The organism is Arcobacter sp. L (genome assembly GCF_000284235.1).
GTDB classification, from domain to species: Bacteria; Campylobacterota; Campylobacteria; order Campylobacterales; family Arcobacteraceae; genus Aliarcobacter; species Aliarcobacter defluvii.
The window spans coordinates 2,312,368-2,332,626 of record NC_017192.1; the positions used below are offsets into that span (position 1 = coordinate 2,312,368).

At 25.3% G+C, this 20,259-nt stretch carries 23 protein-coding genes; 13 read left to right on the forward strand and 10 right to left on the reverse strand.

Annotation, left to right across the window (positions count from 1 at the left end; genetic code table 11):
- Together ABLL_RS11380 and ABLL_RS11385 are read left to right on the forward strand one after the other, a co-directional pair.
- Positions 1-1,236, forward strand: coding sequence for a glutamate-5-semialdehyde dehydrogenase (locus tag ABLL_RS11380; protein ID WP_014474959.1), 1,236 nt, complete (start codon positions 1-3; stop codon positions 1,234-1,236).
- Between the two features lie 7 nt (positions 1,237-1,243).
- Positions 1,244-3,127 carry a glycosyl hydrolase gene (locus ABLL_RS11385; RefSeq protein ID WP_014474960.1) on the forward strand — a complete coding sequence of 628 codons (1,884 nt, stop codon included), beginning with the start codon at positions 1,244-1,246 and terminating at the stop codon, positions 3,125-3,127.
- A gap of 35 nt (positions 3,128-3,162) precedes the next feature.
- Here ABLL_RS11385 and ABLL_RS11390 read toward each other — a convergent pair whose 3' ends face one another.
- On the reverse strand, positions 3,163-3,852 hold the full coding sequence (locus ABLL_RS11390; protein WP_014474961.1) for a hypothetical protein: 690 nt from the start codon (positions 3,850-3,852) through the stop codon (positions 3,163-3,165).
- A gap of 139 nt (positions 3,853-3,991) precedes the next feature.
- Between ABLL_RS11390 and ccoG the strand changes: the two genes are divergently transcribed.
- Positions 3,992-5,308 carry a cytochrome c oxidase accessory protein CcoG gene (gene ccoG, locus ABLL_RS11395; protein WP_014474962.1) on the forward strand — a complete coding sequence of 439 codons (1,317 nt, stop codon included), beginning with the start codon at positions 3,992-3,994 and terminating at the stop codon, positions 5,306-5,308.
- 1 nt (position 5,309) lies between these two features.
- On the opposite strand, the gene ABLL_RS11400 is transcribed toward ccoG, so the two are convergent.
- Positions 5,310-6,626: a HAMP domain-containing sensor histidine kinase gene (locus ABLL_RS11400; RefSeq protein ID WP_014474963.1), complete on the reverse strand. Its 1,317-nt coding sequence runs from the start codon at positions 6,624-6,626 to the stop codon at positions 5,310-5,312.
- Entirely contained in the window at positions 6,619-7,299 is a 681-nt protein-coding gene (locus ABLL_RS11405) for a response regulator transcription factor (RefSeq protein ID WP_014474964.1), read from the reverse strand. The genes ABLL_RS11400 and ABLL_RS11405 overlap by 8 nt, the downstream gene beginning before the upstream one ends.
- Positions 7,300-7,340: 41 nt before the next feature.
- Between ABLL_RS11405 and ABLL_RS11410 the strand changes: the two genes are divergently transcribed.
- Genes ABLL_RS11410 through ABLL_RS11420 form a run of 3 tightly spaced genes read left to right on the forward strand, consistent with a single transcriptional unit; the run spans position 7,341 to position 9,950 of the window.
- On the forward strand, positions 7,341-7,856 hold the full coding sequence (locus tag ABLL_RS11410; RefSeq protein ID WP_014474965.1) for a methylated-DNA--[protein]-cysteine S-methyltransferase: 516 nt from the start codon (positions 7,341-7,343) through the stop codon (positions 7,854-7,856).
- On the forward strand, positions 7,853-9,262 hold the full coding sequence (locus ABLL_RS11415; protein WP_014474966.1) for a phosphomannomutase/phosphoglucomutase: 1,410 nt from the start codon (positions 7,853-7,855) through the stop codon (positions 9,260-9,262). Before ABLL_RS11410 ends, ABLL_RS11415 begins: the two co-directional genes overlap by 4 nt.
- The gene (locus tag ABLL_RS11420) at positions 9,237-9,950 is read left to right on the forward strand and encodes a carbon-nitrogen hydrolase family protein (RefSeq protein ID WP_014474967.1); all 714 of its coding nucleotides are present in this window, start codon (positions 9,237-9,239) and stop codon (positions 9,948-9,950) included. The genes ABLL_RS11415 and ABLL_RS11420 overlap by 26 nt, the downstream gene beginning before the upstream one ends.
- 32 nt (positions 9,951-9,982) lie before the next feature.
- Here the strand turns inward: ABLL_RS11420 and ABLL_RS11425 are convergent, their stop codons facing one another.
- Positions 9,983-10,192, reverse strand: a complete 210-nt coding sequence (locus ABLL_RS11425; RefSeq protein WP_014474968.1) for a hypothetical protein — start codon at positions 10,190-10,192, stop codon at positions 9,983-9,985.
- A gap of 165 nt (positions 10,193-10,357) precedes the next feature.
- Here ABLL_RS11425 and ABLL_RS11430 point away from each other — a divergent pair, with 165 nt between their 5' ends.
- The 4 genes from ABLL_RS11430 (at position 10,358) to ABLL_RS11445 (ending at position 12,726) form a co-directional block, all read left to right on the forward strand.
- Positions 10,358-10,855 (forward strand): transglycosylase SLT domain-containing protein, encoded by a 498-nt coding sequence (locus ABLL_RS11430; protein WP_014474969.1) that lies wholly within the window; start codon positions 10,358-10,360, stop codon positions 10,853-10,855.
- Between the two features lie 269 nt (positions 10,856-11,124).
- Entirely contained in the window at positions 11,125-11,460 is a 336-nt protein-coding gene (locus tag ABLL_RS11435; protein WP_014474970.1) for a DUF2325 domain-containing protein, read from the forward strand.
- A complete protein-coding gene (locus tag ABLL_RS11440; RefSeq protein ID WP_014474971.1) occupies positions 11,454-12,215 on the forward strand; it encodes a hypothetical protein in 762 nt (253 codons plus the stop codon). Before ABLL_RS11435 ends, ABLL_RS11440 begins: the two co-directional genes overlap by 7 nt.
- A 13-nt stretch (positions 12,216-12,228) precedes the next feature.
- Positions 12,229-12,726, forward strand: a complete 498-nt coding sequence (locus ABLL_RS11445; protein ID WP_014474972.1) for a flavodoxin — start codon at positions 12,229-12,231, stop codon at positions 12,724-12,726.
- 47 nt (positions 12,727-12,773) lie between these two features.
- On the opposite strand, the gene ABLL_RS11450 is transcribed toward ABLL_RS11445, so the two are convergent.
- Positions 12,774-13,229, reverse strand: a complete 456-nt coding sequence (locus ABLL_RS11450; protein ID WP_014474973.1) for a Fur family transcriptional regulator — start codon at positions 13,227-13,229, stop codon at positions 12,774-12,776.
- Between the two features lie 143 nt (positions 13,230-13,372).
- On the opposite strand from ABLL_RS11450, the gene ABLL_RS11455 reads away from it, so the two are divergent.
- A complete protein-coding gene (locus ABLL_RS11455) occupies positions 13,373-13,600 on the forward strand; it encodes a FeoA family protein (protein ID WP_014474974.1) in 228 nt (75 codons plus the stop codon).
- Complete coding sequence (gene feoB / locus ABLL_RS11460) at positions 13,590-15,698, forward strand: ferrous iron transport protein B (RefSeq protein ID WP_014474975.1); 2,109 nt, start codon at positions 13,590-13,592, stop codon at positions 15,696-15,698. Before ABLL_RS11455 ends, feoB begins: the two co-directional genes overlap by 11 nt.
- Before the next feature lie 36 nt (positions 15,699-15,734).
- Here the strand turns inward: feoB and ABLL_RS11465 are convergent, their stop codons facing one another.
- The 5 genes from ABLL_RS11465 to ABLL_RS11485 form a co-directional block, all read right to left on the reverse strand.
- The gene (locus ABLL_RS11465; RefSeq protein WP_014474976.1) at positions 15,735-16,118 is read right to left on the reverse strand and encodes a hypothetical protein; all 384 of its coding nucleotides are present in this window, start codon (positions 16,116-16,118) and stop codon (positions 15,735-15,737) included.
- Positions 16,111-16,338: a hypothetical protein gene (locus ABLL_RS11470; protein ID WP_041654881.1), complete on the reverse strand. Its 228-nt coding sequence runs from the start codon at positions 16,336-16,338 to the stop codon at positions 16,111-16,113. The genes ABLL_RS11465 and ABLL_RS11470 overlap by 8 nt, the downstream gene beginning before the upstream one ends.
- A complete protein-coding gene (locus ABLL_RS11475; protein ID WP_014474977.1) occupies positions 16,328-17,065 on the reverse strand; it encodes an arginyltransferase in 738 nt (245 codons plus the stop codon). Before ABLL_RS11475 ends, ABLL_RS11470 begins: the two co-directional genes overlap by 11 nt.
- Before the next feature lie 3 nt (positions 17,066-17,068).
- The gene (gene trpA, locus ABLL_RS11480; RefSeq protein ID WP_014474978.1) at positions 17,069-17,809 is read right to left on the reverse strand and encodes a tryptophan synthase subunit alpha; all 741 of its coding nucleotides are present in this window, start codon (positions 17,807-17,809) and stop codon (positions 17,069-17,071) included.
- A gap of 61 nt (positions 17,810-17,870) precedes the next feature.
- Positions 17,871-19,277 (reverse strand): chloride channel protein, encoded by a 1,407-nt coding sequence (locus tag ABLL_RS11485; protein WP_014474979.1) that lies wholly within the window; start codon positions 19,275-19,277, stop codon positions 17,871-17,873.
- Between the two features lie 169 nt (positions 19,278-19,446).
- On the opposite strand from ABLL_RS11485, the gene panB reads away from it, so the two are divergent.
- Entirely contained in the window at positions 19,447-20,256 is an 810-nt protein-coding gene (gene panB, locus ABLL_RS11495; protein ID WP_014474980.1) for a 3-methyl-2-oxobutanoate hydroxymethyltransferase, read from the forward strand.
- The last annotated feature ends 3 nt before the right edge of the window (positions 20,257-20,259 follow it).

Here is a 20,259-nt window from a genome sequence, read left to right on the forward strand (position 1 = left end):
ATGCAAGCATTTTTAGAAGAGGCTAAAAAATCTAGCCGAACTATTGCAAATTTAAGCACTGCTGTAAAAAATAAAGTTTTAAACGAAATGGCAGATGCTTTGATGAACCATTGTGATTTTATCATTTCACATAATGATAAAGATATGAGTCAAGCAAGATTAAATAATTTAGATGAAGCTTTACTAGATAGATTACTTTTAACAGGTGATAGAGTAAAAGGAATGGCAGATGCCATAAGACAAATTGCATCTCAACAAGAACCATTAGGAAGAATTCTTGATGGTTGGGTAACCCAAGATGGTTTAAATATACAAAAAATATCAATTCCAATTGGAGTAATTGGAATTATTTATGAAAGTAGACCAAATGTTACAAGTGATACAGCAGCACTGTGTTTTAAAAGTGGAAATGTTTGTGTTTTAAAAGGTGGAAAAGAAGCTGAACACTCAAATAAAGCAATTGCTGTTGTATTAAAAGAAGTATTAGCAAAAAATAAACTCCCTGAACAAGCTATATCTTTACTTCCTGATTCAAGTAGAGAAGGTGTTGCAAAACTTATAAAACAAGATAAATATGTTGATTTAATAGTTCCACGTGGTGGAGAAGCTCTTATTAAATTTGTGAGTGAAAATTCTTCAATTCCAGTAATAAAACATGATAAAGGAATTTGCCATATTTATATAGATAAAGATGCTGCTGCTGCAAAAATTATTGATATTGTAATTAATGCAAAATGCCAAAGACCAAGTGCTTGTAATTCAATAGAAACTTTACTAATCCATGAAGATATAGCTCCATATATTTTAAATGGATTAGAAGATGCTTTTAATGAACAAGGAACAATTTTAAAAGCTTGTCCAGAAACATTAAAGTTTATAAAAGCTATTCCTGCAACTATTGAAGACTATAGTACAGAATATTTAGCAAATATTTTAAATATAAAAATTGTAAAAAATATTGAAGAAGCAATCATACATATTCAAAAATATGGTTCAGGACACTCTGAATCAATTTTAAGTGAAAACTATACAGCAGTAAATAAATTTTTGAGTGAAGTTGATGCAGCTTGTGTTTATGCAAATGCAAGTACGAGATTTACTGATGGTGGAGCATTTGGACTTGGAGCTGAAGTTGGTATTTCTACAAATAAACTTCACTCAAGAGGACCAATGGGAATAAATGATTTAACAACATTTAAATATAAAATTTACGGTTCAGGTCAAATCAGGAATTAGGAAAAAAATGAAAAAAATATTTTTAACATTATGTAGTGTTTTTGTTGCTCTATTCTTTTGGTACTTTTTAGGAGCAAAAGCTATATTAAAAGATGATTCAAACTCTTTTTCAAAACTTCAATGTGTATCGTATGCACCTTTTGCAAAAGATGAATCACCTTTCTTATTTGATAAAGGTTTAGTAATTTCAGAAGAACAAGTAAGAAATGATTTAAAACTTCTTTCTAAATACACAACTTGTATTAGAACATACTCAACTGTAGGTTTAGAAATGATTCCAAAGATAGCACGAGAATTTAATCTTCAAATGCTTATGGGAGCTTGGGTTAGTTCAGATGAAAAACAAACAAAAGATGAAATATCAACTTTAATTAAATTAGTAAATGAAAATCCTGAAATTGTAAAAGCTGTAATTGTTGGAAATGAAGTTTTATTAAGAGGAGATATCTCTGATAAAAAACTTTATGAATATATACAAGAAGTAAAAACTGCTCTTCCAAATGTAAAAGTAACTTATGCTGATGTTTGGGAATTTTGGTTAAAACACCCAAGTATCAAAGAAGTAACTGATTTTGTAACTATTCATATTTTACCTTATTGGGAAGATGACCCAATGAACATAGATGAATCAATCAAACATTTAGCTGATGTTAGACATGAAGTTGAACAAATTTTAGGAACTTCAAATATTTTAATTGGAGAGACAGGTTGGCCAAGTGAAGGAAGAATGAGAGAAGATGCCTTCCCAAGTAAAATCAACCAAGCAAAATTTGTAAGAGATTTTGTCTCTTTAGCCCAAGAAAAAAACTGGAATTATAATATCATTGAAGCATTTGATCAACCATGGAAAAGAGTTAGTGAAGGTGCTGTTGGTGGTTTCTGGGGATTATTTGATAAAGATAGACTTGATAAAAATGTATTCAGTGGAGATGTTTCAAATTTTCCAAATTATAAATATTTAGCATTTGGTTCATTAGTTTTAATCCTTGCTTTTTCTTTATTACTTAGAAACAAAGATATATCAACTAAAAAAATCTTCTTATTTAGTTTTATAAATACTCTTTTTGCAATACTTTATATGTTACAAGTTGAACAATATAACATTATTGCTAGAAACTATTTAGAATTTTCATGGGCTTTTGTTGTGTTATTAACACAAGTTTTTGTTTATTATTTTATGCTTTCATATATAATAAAAGAAAAAAGAACAGATGTTATTCCAAGTATATTGTTCTATTTAGCTTCATTTATTGCTTTCATTTTAACTATGAATTTAGCTTTCAATGGAAGATATGAAAATTTTGAAATTTATGGATTTATCATTTTAGCCATCTCATTTATATGGTTATATAAAAATCAATATTCAAAATTAAATTTTGGTAAATTTGAAAAAGTATTAGCTGTAGTTTTAGTTATTGGTTCAATTATTACAATATACAATGAAACTTTCTTAAATATTTTCTCTAATATTTGGGTTATTTTAGCATTAGCATTTGCTTATATTTTAAATAAAGGCACAAACAAAAATATCTCTTTGTGTGATTTAAAAGAGTTAGGAATTTATACATTAGTATTTGCTGGAATTTTCTTTGCTTTTAAATATGGATTTGTATCAAATAAAGCTTTAGCAATACAGTGTAATCTAAACTCTGCATCTTTATCTTGCGAAATAAAAGATTTTATGGGAGCAGCTGTTTATTTTGGTTATATAGGATTTGTTACTATTTTAGTAGCTGTGATTGCATTTATTGTAAATAAAAAATCATACTCTTTAATTGCCCTATTCTTTAGTGTTGGTTCACTAATTCTTACAAATACGTTCTTAGGTTCGATTTCATTTTTAATAGCTGTTTATCTTCTTACAAAAGATGAAACAAAAAGTTTAAATTAGATTTTTATTAGAAGATTGTGCTAAATGCACAATCTTTATTTTTTAGGCTCTTTCATCATTTCATTCATCATTTTTTCTTGTTCAGGAGAAATATTTGGAAATTCTGCTTCACTATCACCAATAATCTCTTCAATTGGTTTTATAGGAAATGGTGGAAGTTTAAATTTATCATCTTTTATATCTATATTAAATACTGCAAATTTTGCTTGTTGAATTTGAATAATTCCTAAAGACTGACTAATTTGTTTTAATGGAACAGATTTGTAAACCCAAATTTTATCTTCACCTAATTGCCAAATGTCACATTTATAACCTAAAATTTCTTCTGTTCCTAGATTTTTTGCACCCATTTGAATAAAAGAATCATAAGTTTTAATATTTTGAATTGGATTTTCTTCATCTAAAACTAATTTTTGAGAATAAATTACTTCATCATTAAAATCTGCTGTAAGCATTTTATCATTTATAATTTTTGAAACTGTTCTCTCTTCTTCTTTCTCTCCCATTATTGTTTGAATGATACGTTCATCTGTCAATTCAAGATTACCAAAATCTTTAAAATACAATTTACTTGTTCCACTTATTGTGTCACCTTTTTCAGTTCCTTCAGCATTTCCAGCTATTTCATATTCAACAATTCCTGATTTTATTTCATATCTGTTTCCAGCGAATAAATCAACTAAACCAATTAACAAAAATATAAATATATATTTTATTTTTCCCACCTTCTTTTCCTCTAATAAATTGGCAAAATTATACAGCTAATATAAAAAATATGCAATAGATTTTATATACATATTCATAATAAATACCACCAAATTAACACCATTTTTACTTATGATAAAAAAAACAAAGGAGTTTAATATGTCTTATTCTAAAAAAAGATATTTAGTTTATTTTATTAGCACAATTTTCATAATGCTAATACCTTTTATAACAATAAATAATAATCATATATTGTTATTATCTTTCGAAAGATTACAGTTTCATTTTATTGGAATGGTTTTTAATGTAAGTGAACTTTATGTTATGCCTTTTTTATTAATGTTTTTATTTATTGGTATTTTTGCAATGACTTCAATGTTAGGAAGAATTTGGTGTGGTTGGGCATGTCCTCAAACTATCTTTAGAGTTATATATAGAGATTTAATAGAAAGTACAATTTTAGATTTAAGAAGAATAAAAAACAAACAAAAAGATATTGATTACAATAAAAAATCAAATCAAATTAAAAAATATATATCTTTAATTTTATGGGGAATTATTACTTTAATTATCTCTTCAAACTTTATGTTATATTTTGTTCCACCTGAAGATTTTTTTGCTTATATTCAAGACCCTGTAAATCATAGTTTTATGATTTTATTTATTATAAGTATTGCCCTATTTTTAATCTATGATATTGTTTTTATGAAAGAAAACTTCTGTGTTTATGTTTGCCCATATTCAAGAATCCAATCAGTTTTATATGATAACAATACAAAACAAGTAACTTACGATTTTAATCGAGGTGGAAAAGTTTATGAAAATGGAGCAAAATCAATTTTTAAAGTAAAACAATGGAGTAATAATGAAGAATGCACAACATGCGAAGCTTGTGTAAAAGTTTGTCCAACTCATATAGATATTAGAAAAGGTTTACAAGTTGAATGTATAAACTGTCTTGAATGTAGTGATGCATGTTCAACTGTTATGCAAAAATTTGGAAAAGAATCTTTAATAAATTGGGGAAGTACAAATAAAGTAATAAATAAACAAAACATCTCTATTTGGACAAAAAGAAACATCACTTATTTTGCTTCTTTATTTTTATGTATATTTTTAGCATTTTATTTTTCACTAGAAAAAGAAGATTTTTTAGTAAATGTAAATAAAACAACAGAACTTTACAAAAAAAATGAAGATGGAACAGTTTCAAATAACTATATTTTAACTTTCCATAATACACAAGATAAAGCTTTGACTTTTGATATAAAACTAAAAGATGATAAAAACTTTAAAATAAAAAGATTTGAAAAGTTTCCATTAGAAGCTGGAACTAAATCTAAAAAAATATTAATTATTGAAACTACTAAAGATTTTGATAAAAACATAAATAAAACATCAAATGTTTATATAGAAATATTTTCACAAGATAGTGAATTTAAAATAGTAAAAAAACTAGCTTTTATTCATCCATAATCTAAATAGCTTTTTCAAAAAAGAGGGAAAAATAAGCGCCCTCTTTTTTATTTTCAACTAAAATCTTCCCAGAAAAACTCTCTTCTATAATCATTTTTACTAAATAAAGTCCAAGTCCAGTTCCTAGCTCTTTTGTCGTAAAATATGGTTCAAAAATCTTTTTTATATTTTTTGTTTTTATTCCACCAGCATTATCTAAAACAGTTATTTTAACCTCAGCAGAATCACAAAAAATATCTATTTTTATTTTTGGATTTTTTATATTTTTTAAAACATCAATTGAATTTGAAACTAAAGAAAAAACAACTTGTGAAAGTTCATTTTTAACTCCAAAAATCTGAATATCTTCAAAAGTTTCAAAATTCACTTCTAACTGTATATTATTACTTTTTAAATCTGCACTTAATATAGTTATTGCATTATTTATAGCTTCTTTTACACTAAATAAAACTTTTTCTTTTGATTCAACATAAAACTCTTTAAAATCATCTATTGTTTTTGATAAAAAAACTACTTGTTCATTTGCTTGATTTATTTTTTTATCAAAATAGATTTCATCTAAATTTTTACTTTCAAATCTCTTTTTTAAATTTATTAAAATATATGAAATATTGTTTAAGGGTTGTCTAAATTGGTGAGTAATATTTGCTATCATTTCTCCAGATTTTACAAATTTTGATTGTTGTAAAACCATCTTCTCAAAGTTTTTATTTTGTATTTTTAAATCATTATATTTATATGCAATTGAAATCGTAAAAAGCATAGCTTCAATTGCAAAAACCACTAAAACTAAATCAAAATATCCCATTTGATTATAAAGATTTTTAAAATCAAAAATGAAAAGCAAAATACAAAAAATTGACCAACCAATTACATAAATAAGTGCGGGTTTGAAACCTTGCTTTAAATTAAAAATTAAAGAGATAAATAAAATGGCATAAATAATTGTATAAGGTAAATATTCAAATAAAATATAGTGATAAAATGCCGTTAAAATAACAACATTTAATAAAAAAGTATTAAATACAAGCTCTTTAAAATTTGTAATTTTTGGAAAAAAATTTCCTTCATAATAATTTATTGCAAATATAACAGCGAATATAGAAGCAATAACTAAAGAAAACTCTTGGACAAGAATATTTATTTCAAAAAGTTTACTATATGAGATTATAAAAATCAAAGAGAAAATTTGCATAAAACAATAACTAATATAAAATATCTCTTTTGAATACAAATATCTAACAAATGTATATACAATTGTCATAATTAATATTCCAAAAGTTATTCCATAAAAGAGAATTGTATTTATTTCAAACATTTATTTTATAACCACTATTTGTAAGATTTAAAATCAAATCTTTTGGAATTTTTGTTTTTATGTTTTTAACTAATGTTTTTAAAGCATCTTTTGTCATAACACTATCCGCCCAAACATAGTTTTCAATCTCTTCATAAGTTACATATCTATTTTTGTTTTTTATTAGTAATTCTAAAAATAAAATCTCTTTTGCTCTTAATTTTACTATTTCATTATTTATTACTAAATTTTTATTAAATGTATCAAAATATATTTCATTATCAATTTGTACAATATTTGAAACATCATCTTTTAATGAATTAACACATAAAAACAATGCCTCTTCAAACTCTTTTTCCTTTACAGGTTTTACAAGGTATTTTACAAGTTGAAGCTCAATTGCTTTTAATAAATACTCTTTATCACAAAATGCTGTAATAACAATAATTTGTGTTTTTTTATCTTTTTGTCTTATTCTTTTTACAAATTCTAAACCATTTAATTTTGGCATTTGAATATCTGTTATTATAATATCTGGTTTGTATTTTTCATAAAGTTGCAAAGCAATTATCGCATCACTTGCTTCATATATAGTTTCAAAAAAATTTTCTAGATACTCAATCCCATTTTCTCTTGCGATTTCATCATCTTCAACATACAAAATTTTTATATTTTTATTGATATTTTTTAACATCTAAAATTATATCTTATATATGATTATGTTAAAATTCCGCCATGAGAAAATATAATTTTGAAACAAAAGAAGTTATTGTTACAACGACTTTTTCAACACCTTTAGGTGAAATGTTTGCAGCTGCATCTAAAAAAGGGATTGTAATACTATCTTCATTTACACCTTTTCATATTGAAGCAAAAATTGAAGTTTTAAAAAATACATTAAACGCAGATGTAATTCCAGGAAACTGTGAAGCTTTTGAAATTTTAAAAATTCAATTAAATGAATATTTAAACAAACAACGAAAAACATTTGAAATTCCACTACAACTTGTTGGTTCTCCTTTTCAGATAAAAGTTTGGAAAGAATTACTAAATATTCCTTATGGAAAAACTATAAGTTGTGATGAAATAGCTAAAAAACTTGAAGATGAAAAGTTATCAAAAGCTGTTTCAAATGCAACTTTACAAAATATGATAGATATTTTAGTTCCAAGTTTTAGGGTAATTTTAGATGAAGTTAAATTTTCAATTGATGAAAAAAACAATTTTTTATTAAAGTTAGAAAAAGAATGATAAGCAAAACAATTTTTAGACAATATGATATTCGTGGCATAGTAAATGTTGATTTAACCTATGAAAATGCCAAATTAATTGGTTATTATCTAGGACTTCATATAAAAGAAAAAACAAAAACTATGCCATATATAGTTGTTGGTTATGATGTAAGAACTCACTCTCAAATGCTTTTTAATGGATTGATTTCTGGAATTAATCTCTCAGGTTGTAAAGTTTTAAATATTGGTCTAGTTGCAACTGGAGTTAACTATTTTGCCTCTTTTCAAGAATTTTTAATAAACAATGAAAAAATAAAACCAACAGCTTCGATTATGATTACGGGAAGTCATAATGCCAAAAAATATAATGGATTTAAAATCACTATAAATAACGAACCATTTTTTGGTGATGAACTTTTAGCTTTATATGAAAAAATAGCAAAAAATACAAATATACAAATTCCAGATAATTTTGATTTTTTTGAAATTGATGCTAAAAATTTATATATAGATTTTATGGTTAAACAGTTTTCTCACCTAAAAGATTTTAAAATTCCTTTTATTGTTGATTGTGGAAATGGAGTTGCAAATACTGTTTTATGTGATATTTTAGATAAATTAAATCTAAATTATAAAGGAATTCATCTAAATCCAGATGGAGAGTTTCCAAATCATCATCCAGACCCAACAAATGAAAAAAATCTAGAAGATTTAAAAGCTTTATTGATTGATGATTATAATTTAGGTTTTGCCTATGATGGAGATGCAGATAGAATTGCCGTGTTAACTCAAAAATATAATATAAAAGGCGATATGTTAGCCCTACTTTTTTCAAAGACTATGAAAAATCCAGTTATTATTGGAGAAGTAACATATTCACAAAATATTTTTGAAGAGTTAAATCATGAAGCAAAAACAATTATGAATAAAACTGGTTATTCAAATTTAAGACTAAAACTAAAAGAGTTAAATGCTGATTTAGCAGCTGAAGTTTCAGGACATATATTTTTTAATGATAGATATTATGGTTATGATGATGCAATTTATGCAACATTTAGAGTATTAGAACTTTTATATGAAGGAATAAATCTTGATGTTGAACTAGATAAACTTCCAAAAGTTTATACAAGTTCAAATATTGAAATAAATGTAAATGAAAAAGATAAATTTTTAATCATAAAAAAAATAGATGAAAAACTAAAAACTATTCAAAGAGGTTTTCCTATAATCAAAGATATAGTTAAAATTGATGGTCTTAGAATAAATTTTGAGTATGGTTTTGCTTTGATTCGTGCTTCAAACACAAATTCTGTTATTGTGACAAAATATGAAGCTACAAGTTATGCAACAGCTGTTAGTTATAAAGTTGCAGTCGAAAATATTTTAAATGAGGTAATAAATGAAATTAATAGCACTACAAATTAAAACATCAAACAATTTTCAAGAAAATCTTAATAATTTAAAAGAATTAATAAATTCATGTGAAAATAACTCTTTGATTTTAGCACCAGAGCTAGCTTTAAGTGGATTTTCTTATGATAGAATGGAAGAGGCATCAAATTTTTCTTTAAAAGCAATAGATGAAATAAATGAACTTAGTATCGATAAAATCATAGCTTTAACATTTATTACAAAAAAAGATGGAAATTTTTATAACACTTTATATATTTTTCATAATCAAAAAATTATTCATACTCAAGCAAAATATAAACTATTTCCATTAGGAGATGAACTTGAATATTTTAGTTCAGGAAATTTTGAAGATATAAAAATAATTGAAATAAATGGTTTAAAAATAGCAACACTTATTTGTTTTGAATTAAGATTTCCAGAACTTTGGGAAAAAGTAAAAGGTGCAGATATTATTTTAAATCCAGCAATGTGGGGAATAAAAAGAAAAGATCACTATGAATCAATTTCAAAAGCATTAGCTCTTGTAAATCAATGTTTTGTAATTGCATGCAACAGTGCAGATGATAATATGGCAAAAGGAAGTGCAATTATAAGTCCATTTGGAAATGTGATAAAAGATGATTTAAAAACTAAAATTGAATCTAAATTTGATTTTGAAGAGATGAAAAAAGTTAGAAAATATATAAACATAGGTTTATAATAAATATTTTCTTTAAAGATTAGAGATTCTCTCTAATCTACCTTAAGTGAATTTCTTATTTCTTCTAAACTCACTCCATTTTGTTTAGCTAATAAAGCTAATTTTGTAATCCTTTTTATATGTGTCGGAATCACTTTATATGTTGTAAAAGTCGTTGCTTTTACACCTATTTCTTCTGCAAATTTACCTTGAGAAGAAAACCCTATCTCTTTAATTATTTTCTTAAATTCTTTCTTTTCCAATGTCTTTTTATTCTCATAAATTTTTTTGGAATTATAGTTTTAATTAACTAAATAAATTATTAATCAATCCTAAAAAAACAAGCAAAATATAGTAATATTTGACAATTTTATAAATTTTTTGTATAATCGGCTACTTTATTTAAAGAAAAAACAAAGGAGAAAGCATTGAGATTAAGAGCAATACTACTTATTCTACTATTTATTTCTAATGTTTTTGCATCAGATTTTGATATAAAAAACTTAACGCAAGACGAAATTGAAACACTTAAAGAGATAAAAAAACAAGGTCAAGCTCATGGTCTTAGTTACTCATTAATGGCTATAGCAATTAAAGAGTCAGGACTAGGGAAAGTGATGGTTAACTTGGATTCAAAAGATTTTGGTTTATACCAAGCTAATATAAAAACTGTTATTAGTAGACAAAATGCAAAAGATACTGCATGGAATAGAAATATGTTAGCAACAAAATTAATTTCTGATTTTAAATTTGCAACTAAAAATGCAATTGATGAATTAACTTATTGGCAAAAAATCCACAAAAATGACTGGACAAAAGTATGGAGCAGTTATAATGGTGGATGGAAATATAATAGTAGAGAAGCTAGAGAATATTCTCAAGAAATAGCTGCAATTATAAGAGAACTCAAAAAAATAGATGTATAGAAACTTTTAACTAGGATTTTCCTAGTTATTATCCTTTTTTAAATTTTTAATTTTCATATATAACTTTCCATCATAAATTACAACATTATTTAATCTTTTACATTTTATTGATAATCATTCTTAATATTAATTATATTTTAAGTTTACTTTCTATAATATTTCAATAATGATTATCAATATAAAGGATGCATTATGTTTGATTGTATGGAAATAAAAAATAAAAAAAATTTAGTAAAACCTACTGGTTGCACTTGTTAAAAGGATTTAAAATGAGTATTCTAATTATTGGAGGAGACCAAATCTCTCAAATTTCATCAATGCTTACTGATTTAGGTGCAAAAACTATTAATCATTGGGATGCAAGAAAAAAATCTTCAGCTCCCAAGAAAAAAGTTCCACAAGATACTGATTGTATAGTAATGCTTACATCTTTTTTAAATCATAATACAATGCTGAAATATAAAAATGAAGCAAAAAAGAAAAATATACCTTTTATTTGTGCAAAAAGATCAATCTCATGCGTATATGATGAATATGTAAAAATCATGGGAATAAAAGATTGTAATGAATGTTATGCAAAATGTGACAAGGAATTAAAATGTTAGAAAAAAATTTAATAGGCTTTTCTCAAAAAGAAGAGTATTTACCAAAGGATTTTGATGAATTTAATTCTGTAAATAGATTAAGACAATTATTTTTAAATCTTAGCAATAATATTTTGGATTCTTATTGTCATTTTTCAAAATATGAACAAAGAAAATTATCAAACTATCAATTAGAAAGTGCATTTTCTTATAAAATAAAAAATTTACTTCCTACAAGTTTCATAAAAGTTCAAAATAAAAATAATAGACATTTTAAATTCTGTATTAATTCTACGAAGATAATTAACAATTATTTAAATCCTAATAAAAAAACATCTCTTTTTATTTCAAACAAACAATTATTACCTATTGCAAAATTAATTTCAATTTGTTTTACAAATAACAATTTACAATTATTAATTGATAAACATTTATTATTTCATGAATTTGTATTAAAAAAGATAAAAAAACTCCACATAGACAAAACAGTAATTGATTTAGGAGATTCTATTTGCATTAAATCAAAAGATTTTGTTGGACTTAAAATTTATACATCTTGGAAAGATATAGAAGTTAAAAAACCAAATATAAAAGATGAATTAAAAGGTGCAATAAAATCTATAAAAAAAGGTGAATATTTTCAAATATATTTAGCCTATCCAAAGAACAATGAATTTACTAAACAAATACCTGTTTATGTGGACGAATTAAAAAATGAAGAGTATCAAATAAAAGCTATTCCTTACTCTTTAAGATCAATAATAAAAAATAATTAGGAGAATATGACAAATGGCAACAGCTATATTTTTTGCAAGTAGTACAGGAAATTCTGAAGAGATAGCAAATAAAATTGCTTCAAAACTTGGGGATATTGAAGTATTTGATTTAGCAGGAACAAAAATAGATAAAATAAATGAATATGATAAACTTATTTTTGGTGGTTCTACTTGGGGGGATGGTGAATTAAATGATGATTGGGAAGACGCTTGGGGAGATTTTTCTAAATTAGATTTATCAAATAAAACTGTTGCTCTTTTTGGGTTAGGAGATCAAGAAAGTTATAGTGATGAATTTTGTAGTGCTTTAGGAATTATCTACGAACAAATTAAATCTAGTGGAGCAAAAGTTATAGGATTTACTTCAACTGAAGGTTATTATCATGATGGTTCAAAAGCTCAAATTGACACTAAATTTGTTGGATTAGTAATAGATGAAGATAATCAAAGTGATTTAACTGAAGAGAGAATTGAAAACTGGGTTAATGAAATAAAAGCAGAAATTTTATAAAAATTATATCTAGATTAAAAAATAGTATATTAAGAAACCTTAATATACTATGACTCTTGACAATTTTCACAAACTCCATAAAGTTGCATTGAATGACTTGATATTTTAAATTTATTTTTCTTAGCAATCTTATCTTGTCTTTTTTCAATTTCATCATCAATAAACTCAACTATTTTGCCACAATTAGTACAAATTAGATGATCATGATGAGATTTTGCATTACTTTCATATTTTTTTCCATCTGTTCCAAAAGTTATTGATGTAATTAAATCAACTTCTTCTAAAAAACTAAGTGCTCTATAAACTGTAGCAATTCCAATATTAGAATCAGAGTAATCTTTTTTAATTTGATTATAAATCTCTTCTGCTGTTAAATGTTCTTTTGCATGTAATAATATACTTAAAACAATCTCTCTTTGTTCAGTATATTTTAATCCTTTTTGTTTAACAATCTTTTTTAGTTCATCAATTATTTCTGCATTATTATTATTTTCATTTAGCATAAAAATCACCCTTAAAAATTTTATAGCGAGTTAATAGTATATCCAAAGTAAACCAAAATTACAATCAAGCATTTATCATACTTAACTATAAGAAAGGCTAATTATATTATAATAATCATTATTAATCCTAAATGAGGAAAAAAATGACTTTAGATGAATTAAAATTAAATGAAACTGTTGAAATTGTTGCAATTAATTGTGATAATATCTTAAAGAATAGATTATACTCTTTTGGCATAACAAAAGGTGTAATTGTAACAATCGAAGGTCTAACTCTTACAAAAAGTACAATCGAAATAAAAGTAAACCAATCAAAAATAGCATTAAGATTAAGTGAAGCTTCAAAAATAGAGGTTAAATATGCAAACTAATGTCATAACTATAGCATTAGTAGGTCAACCTAATGTTGGTAAATCTATGCTTATTAATTCTTTATCAAATGCTAGATTAAAAGTTGGAAATTTTTCGGGAGTAACAGTTGCAAAAGAAGAAGTTTTTTTAGAATACAAAAATTATCAAATTCAAATTATTGATTTACCTGGTGCTTATTCTTTAAATAACTATACTTTAGAAGAAAAAGTTACTAAAGAATTTTTGGATAATTCTCCTTATGATATTATTTTAAATGTGTTGGATTCTACAAATTTACAAAGAAATCTACTTTTAACATCAGAATTATTAGCTTTAGATAAAAAGATGATTATTGCACTTAATATGAGTGATGAAGCTGAAAAAGAATCAATTTTTATAGACGAAATTCAATTAAGTAAAATTTTGGGTAAACCTTGTATAAAAACAAGTGCAGCAAAAAAAATAGGAATAAAAAATCTTTTAGATGAAATTGTAAATAAATTTGAGAATGAAAAACTTCCGACAAAACTATTTTTTTCTGATGTTATAGAAGAAGAGATAGAAACAATCATAAAGTTATTAAATGAATGTAATTATAAAACAAATCAAACTTACAGACAACTTGCTATAAAACTTTTAAAGGAAGATAAACAAACTTATAAACTTTTTAGTGAAGATCCTATTTGGATAAAACTACAACCTATTTTAAATGAAGCATTTAAACATTTATACATTCACTTTGGAACGAAAAATATAGAAGATATATTCAATGATGAAAAATTTGCTTTTGCAAAAGGTGCAGTTACAGAAACTGTAAAACAAGATTCTAGTAAAGAAAAAACTTTAACTGAAAAGTTTGATTCTTTCTTAATTCACAAATTTTTTGGTCTTCCAATTTTTCTATTTTTAATGTGGGGATTATTTCAACTAACTTTTGAAATAGGAAATATTCCTATGGATTTAATTGATGCTTTTTTTGCAAGTATTATCAATAATACAAAACAAATTTTAGGAGAAAATCAACTTTCTTCTATTATAGGTGATGGAATAATTGCAGGAGTTGGTTCAGTAATTTTATTTTTACCTAATATAGTTATACTATTTTTTGGAATTGCTTTGCTTGAAACAACAGGTTATATGAGTAGAGTTGCTTTTTTACTTGATGGGTTTTTCCATAAATTTGGACTTCATGGAAAATCTTTTATCCCATTGGTAACTGGTTTTGGTTGTTCAGTTCCTGCATATATGGCTGCACGAACTTTAAAAAATGAAAAAGATAGATTATTAACTTTATTTATCATTGGCTTCATGTCATGTGGGGCAAGACTTCCTATTTATGTACTTTTTGTAGGAGCTTTTTTTGGAGAACATAATGCAGGAAATGTATTATTTTTAATTTATATTTGTGGTGCTATTTTAGGTTTATTTGCAGCTAAAATATTAAAAATTGTTGTATTTAAAAGTGAAGATGAACCTTTTGTTATGGAGATGCCAAAATATAGACTTCCATCATTTAAATTGATTTGGCATACTGTTTCAAATCAAGCTATGATGTATTTAAAAAAAGCAGGAACTTATATTTTAGCAGCTTCTTTACTTATTTGGTTTGCAAGTAACTATCCAAAACATCTTGATATTGAGGAATCGTTTAACAAAAAAATAGAACTAACTACAAATGAAGAAGAAAAACTCAATTTACAAAATGAATTAAGTTTATATAATCTTGAAAATTCTTATTTAGGATATATTGGTAAGTTTAGTGAACCACTATTTAGACCTTTAGGATTTGATTGGAAGATGTCTGTAGCTCTTGAAACAGGACTTGCAGCAAAAGAAATAGTTGTTTCAACATTATCAATTCTTTATGGATTAGGTGGAGAAAATGACGAAACTTCTGATAGTTTAATAGAAAAAATAAAAAACAATATTCCATTTGCTTCAGCAATGTCATTTATTGTATTTATAATGATTTATTTACCTTGTTTAGCAGCTTCTATGGTATTTGTAAAAGAGGCAGGAAATTGGAAATATTTATGGTACTTATTTATTTTTACAACATCAACTGCGTGGATTATGTCTTTTTTTACATATAACATAACAAAATTACTAATAAGTTAAGAGAGACTCTTTACTTAATTAGTAAATAAAAAGTATTTATTTCAATTCAAATTGAGATGAATACTCTTTTCCATTATAAATTATTCTAAAATCCCATTTTCCATTTTCTCTACCATCAATATATCTATAATCATAAGCAGAGCTATCTCCAGCTGGAATTATCATTTCTCTACTTCTTGAGATTTCACCTGTTGGACTTATCCAATTAATCGTTATTAGTTGCTCATTTATAGGATCTCTAATAACTTCAAACTTACATATAATTGAATTTTCATCTTCTAATATTAAACAATCAACATTTGGATTGTATGGTTCAGTTAAAACTACATTATCTTCAATTGTTTTTTCTTCATTTAATGTTGCAGTTTCTGCAAATAAAGTAGCAGTTAATATTAAAAAAGATACTAAGTATCTATTCATTTTTCTCTCTTTCTTCTTTTTCAAGATTCATAAATTTAATTAATATATATTTTATTGGAGCATAAAAAGTTGTCATTGAAATTATTACTACAATTAATTGTGCTATTTTAAAAAAAGCACTACTTTCACCAACTACAACTAATGCTAAATAATAACTAAAAATCCAAGAGATTATAGCACAAATTATAATACTTATTATTACAACGATATTATATTTCATTTTTTTTCCAAATAGGTGTTTCATTTAAAGAAGCTCTGTTTTTTAAAATCTCAAAAGGTGTATAAGCTTCTTTATATCCCATTGAAAAATGATTTTGTATCCAATAACCTAAATATATATACGGTATTTTAAGTTCTTTTGCAATTTTTATTTGTGCTAAAATAGAAAATTTTCCAATTGATAAATCAGAATAATCATGATCATAGTAACAATAAATTGCAGAAATTGATTGAGGTAAAATATCCACCAAAGCAACACCTATTAACTTATCATCTCTTACATATAAAAATTCTTTTGCATAATTTTCTGTAGCTTCAACATAAGATTTAGAATAATCTTCAGGTTCAATTGCTGTATATGGCCAATTTTTTTTATCATTCATAAATCTATGATATTTATCATATAAATTTAAATGTTCCATAGTAAGAGATGGTGGTCTTATATAAAGTTTTGTATCTTTATTTTTTGAGATAACTCTTTTTTCAGATTTTGAGAATTTATAATTTTCAACATCTATTCTCATAGAAACACATTTATCACAAGTTTTACATTCTGGAACAAAATGCATTCTTCCAAATCTTCTCCAGCCTCTTTCTAGCATTTTTTGATAAAGTTCAGTAGAACAAGAATATATATATCTATATCTAATATCTGAAAGCTTTTCATCAAAATAAGAACAAGTTCTATTCTCTTCTAAAAATTCAACGTCTTGATTTAAAATATGCATAATTTATTCGTTAATTTTATCTTTTATCTCTTTTGCCACTAAAGAAATCTTTTTTATTTTTTCTTCATTTGATAAACTATCATCAATAATATGTTTTACAAATGCACTTCCTACAATTACGCCATCAACACCATTAACTTTTTCTTTACATGTTTTTTCATCAACACCAAAACCAATATAAAGCGGAGTTTGTGAATATTTTTTTACATTTTGAATAATTAAAGACAAATCCTCTTTTTGACCACTTCCTGTTATTCCAGCATAAGCAACCATATAAATAAATTTTTTTGCATTTGATACTAATTGCTTAATTCTTTCTTCACTATCTGTAGGTGCAACAAATGAAATATTTGTTTTATTATATTTAACAAATAAATTTTCATAATTTTGAACCATTTCAAAAGGAAGATCAGGAATAATTGTTCCTTGAATATTATATTCTTCTGCTTTTTGTAAGAATTTTTCCATTCCATAATGATAAAATGGATTCATATACCCCATCCATAAAGTATCAATATCTTGTCCAATTTTAGAAGATACTTCAAATAAATCTTTTAACTTAAAGCCATTATTTAAAGCAATTAAATTTGCTTTTTCAATAACTGGACCATCTGCAACAGGATCAGAAAAAGGAATTCCTAACTCTAAAATATCAACACCTGATTCTTTCATACTATAAGCTAAATCAATAGTAAAATTATTGCTTGGTAGTGATGATGTAATATAACCTACTAATTTTTTCAAAATGCTAACCCTATGTTTAATTTTTAAATATTTTATCCAAAATCTACTTTTAAACTATTAATTACTTATTTTTATTATCTTCTGTATTTTTTAAATTTTTTTTAACTATCAAGTTGAATATTCTTTGAATATTTATAAAAAATCTTGTTGTATATGTCATTTGTGTATTTTCTATATCATCACCTAATTTTACATTTATAGCTTCTGATTTTTTCATTGATAAAACTTGTGAAGGGAAAACACTTCTATGCCCTGTCATTAAAAATGCAATAATAATTGAAATTGCAGCATAATGACCAACATCCATACCAAAAAGTTCAACTGACATAATCATTGCAGCAATTGGAGCACTTGTTGTTCCTGCTAAGACACTAACAAAACCCAAGGCAGCAAATAATGGAATATATCCATCAACTAAATATCCAAAAAAATTACCACTTGTTGCACCAACATAAAAAATTGGAGTTATAACCCCACCACTTCCACCAAAAGACAAAGTTAATGAGGTAAAAATTGTTTTTAATACAAAGGTATACCAAGGAATATTTTCATTTATCATTTTATCCGTTGATAAAGCATCTTTTATAGTTTGGAAACCTATTCCTAAATAATGTTCTCCAACAACTAATGTTAAAACTACTATAAAAATTCCACCTAAAAATGCTTTTAAAATATAATTCATTTTTATTGCACTAATGTATTTATGAAAAGTACTCAATGCTGTAATTATAAAATCTGCAACCAATCCAAAAAAGATTCCTGCAATTATAACTTTTGAAATCAATACATAATTAAAATCAAAATTTGAATAAAACGCTATATTAAAATATGTGTAACTTATACCTAACATTTTTGCAACAAAAAAAGCAGAAAATCCTGCAACTATTGAAGGTAATAAAATATCATACATTAAACCACCAACAATCAATATTTCCACTCCAAAAATTGCTCCTGCAAGTGGTGTTCCAAAAACAGATGCAAATCCAGCACTAATTCCACAAATTACAATTTTTTTTCTATCTCTTGCAGAAAATCTTAGTTTCATTGCAATAAATGAAGCTAATGATGCACCAATTTGCGCTCCAGGTCCCTCTTTTCCAACTGAACCTCCTGAAAAAATTGTAAGAACCGTTGCAAAAAGTTTAGTTGGTACAACACTTACATTAATCTTTCCAGAATTTTTGTGAATTGCTTCAATTACCTTTTCTGTTCCATGCCCTTGAGCACTTGGAGCAAATTTTTTTACAACAAAAACTGTTATTGCTAAAGCAAAAGGTAATGTATAATAATAATCAAAAGGAAGTAATGATCTTGAATTTTCACAATATGTTAAAAGTTTTAAAAATAAAGATACAACTACTCCTACTAAAGCACCAATTAAAGAGGATAAAAAAATCCATTTTGTAATACTTGCAAACATAATTGTTTGCTCTGCTAAATGTTGTTGAATATTTGTTTCATTGTTCATAAGAATACTTTTTTAGTTTATTTTGAGTTTTGTATCTATAATTCTAACGAAACAGATATTTACAAGTTCTTTAAATTTTTATTTTTTATAGCAAATATTAAAATTTTTATTAAAAAAGTTTGTTTTAGATATAATCATAAAAAGTTATTAACAGATATTAGGAAAAAAAATGAGCATAATAAAAAATGATTTTGAAAAAATGAACATAACAAAAATCAAAAAATCAAAAAATCAAAAAAAATTAACTGTTATTACAGCTTATGATGCACTTTTTGCAAAATTATTTGAAGAAATAGCAGATATGATTCTTGTAGGAGATAGCCTTAATATGAGTTTTGCTGGACGTCCTGATACACTTTCTGCAACTTTAGAACAAATGATATATCATACAAATGCAGTTTGTACAGGAGCACAAAAAGCCTTTGTAATTACAGATATGCCATTTGGAACTTACATAAATAAAGATGAAGCATTAAAAAACTGTATAGAAATATATAGACAAACAAATGCAGCAGCAGTTAAAATAGAAGGTGGAGAAGATAGAGCTGATATTATAAAACATCTAACTTCAAATTCTATTGCTGTAATGGGACATATAGGATTGATGCCTCAATATGTAAGAAGCGAAGGTGGATATAAAGTCAGAGGAAAATCAAAAGAGGATGAAGAACAGTTAATTCGTGATGCAATTGCAGTTGAAAAAGCTGGAGCTTTTTCAATTGTTGTAGAAGGAGTTATGAGTGATGTTGCAAAAAAAATCACTGAAGCTGTAAATATCCCTATAATTGGGATTGGTGCAGGAAATGTAACTGATGGTCAAGTTCTAGTTTGGTCGGATATGTTAGGATTTTTTGAAGAGTTTAAACCAAAATTTGTAAGACACTATTTAAATGGGGCAGAACTTGTAAAAGAAGCAGTGAATCAATATAGAAATGATGTACAAAATAGCTCATTTCCATCAAAAAATGAAGAGTATTAATAT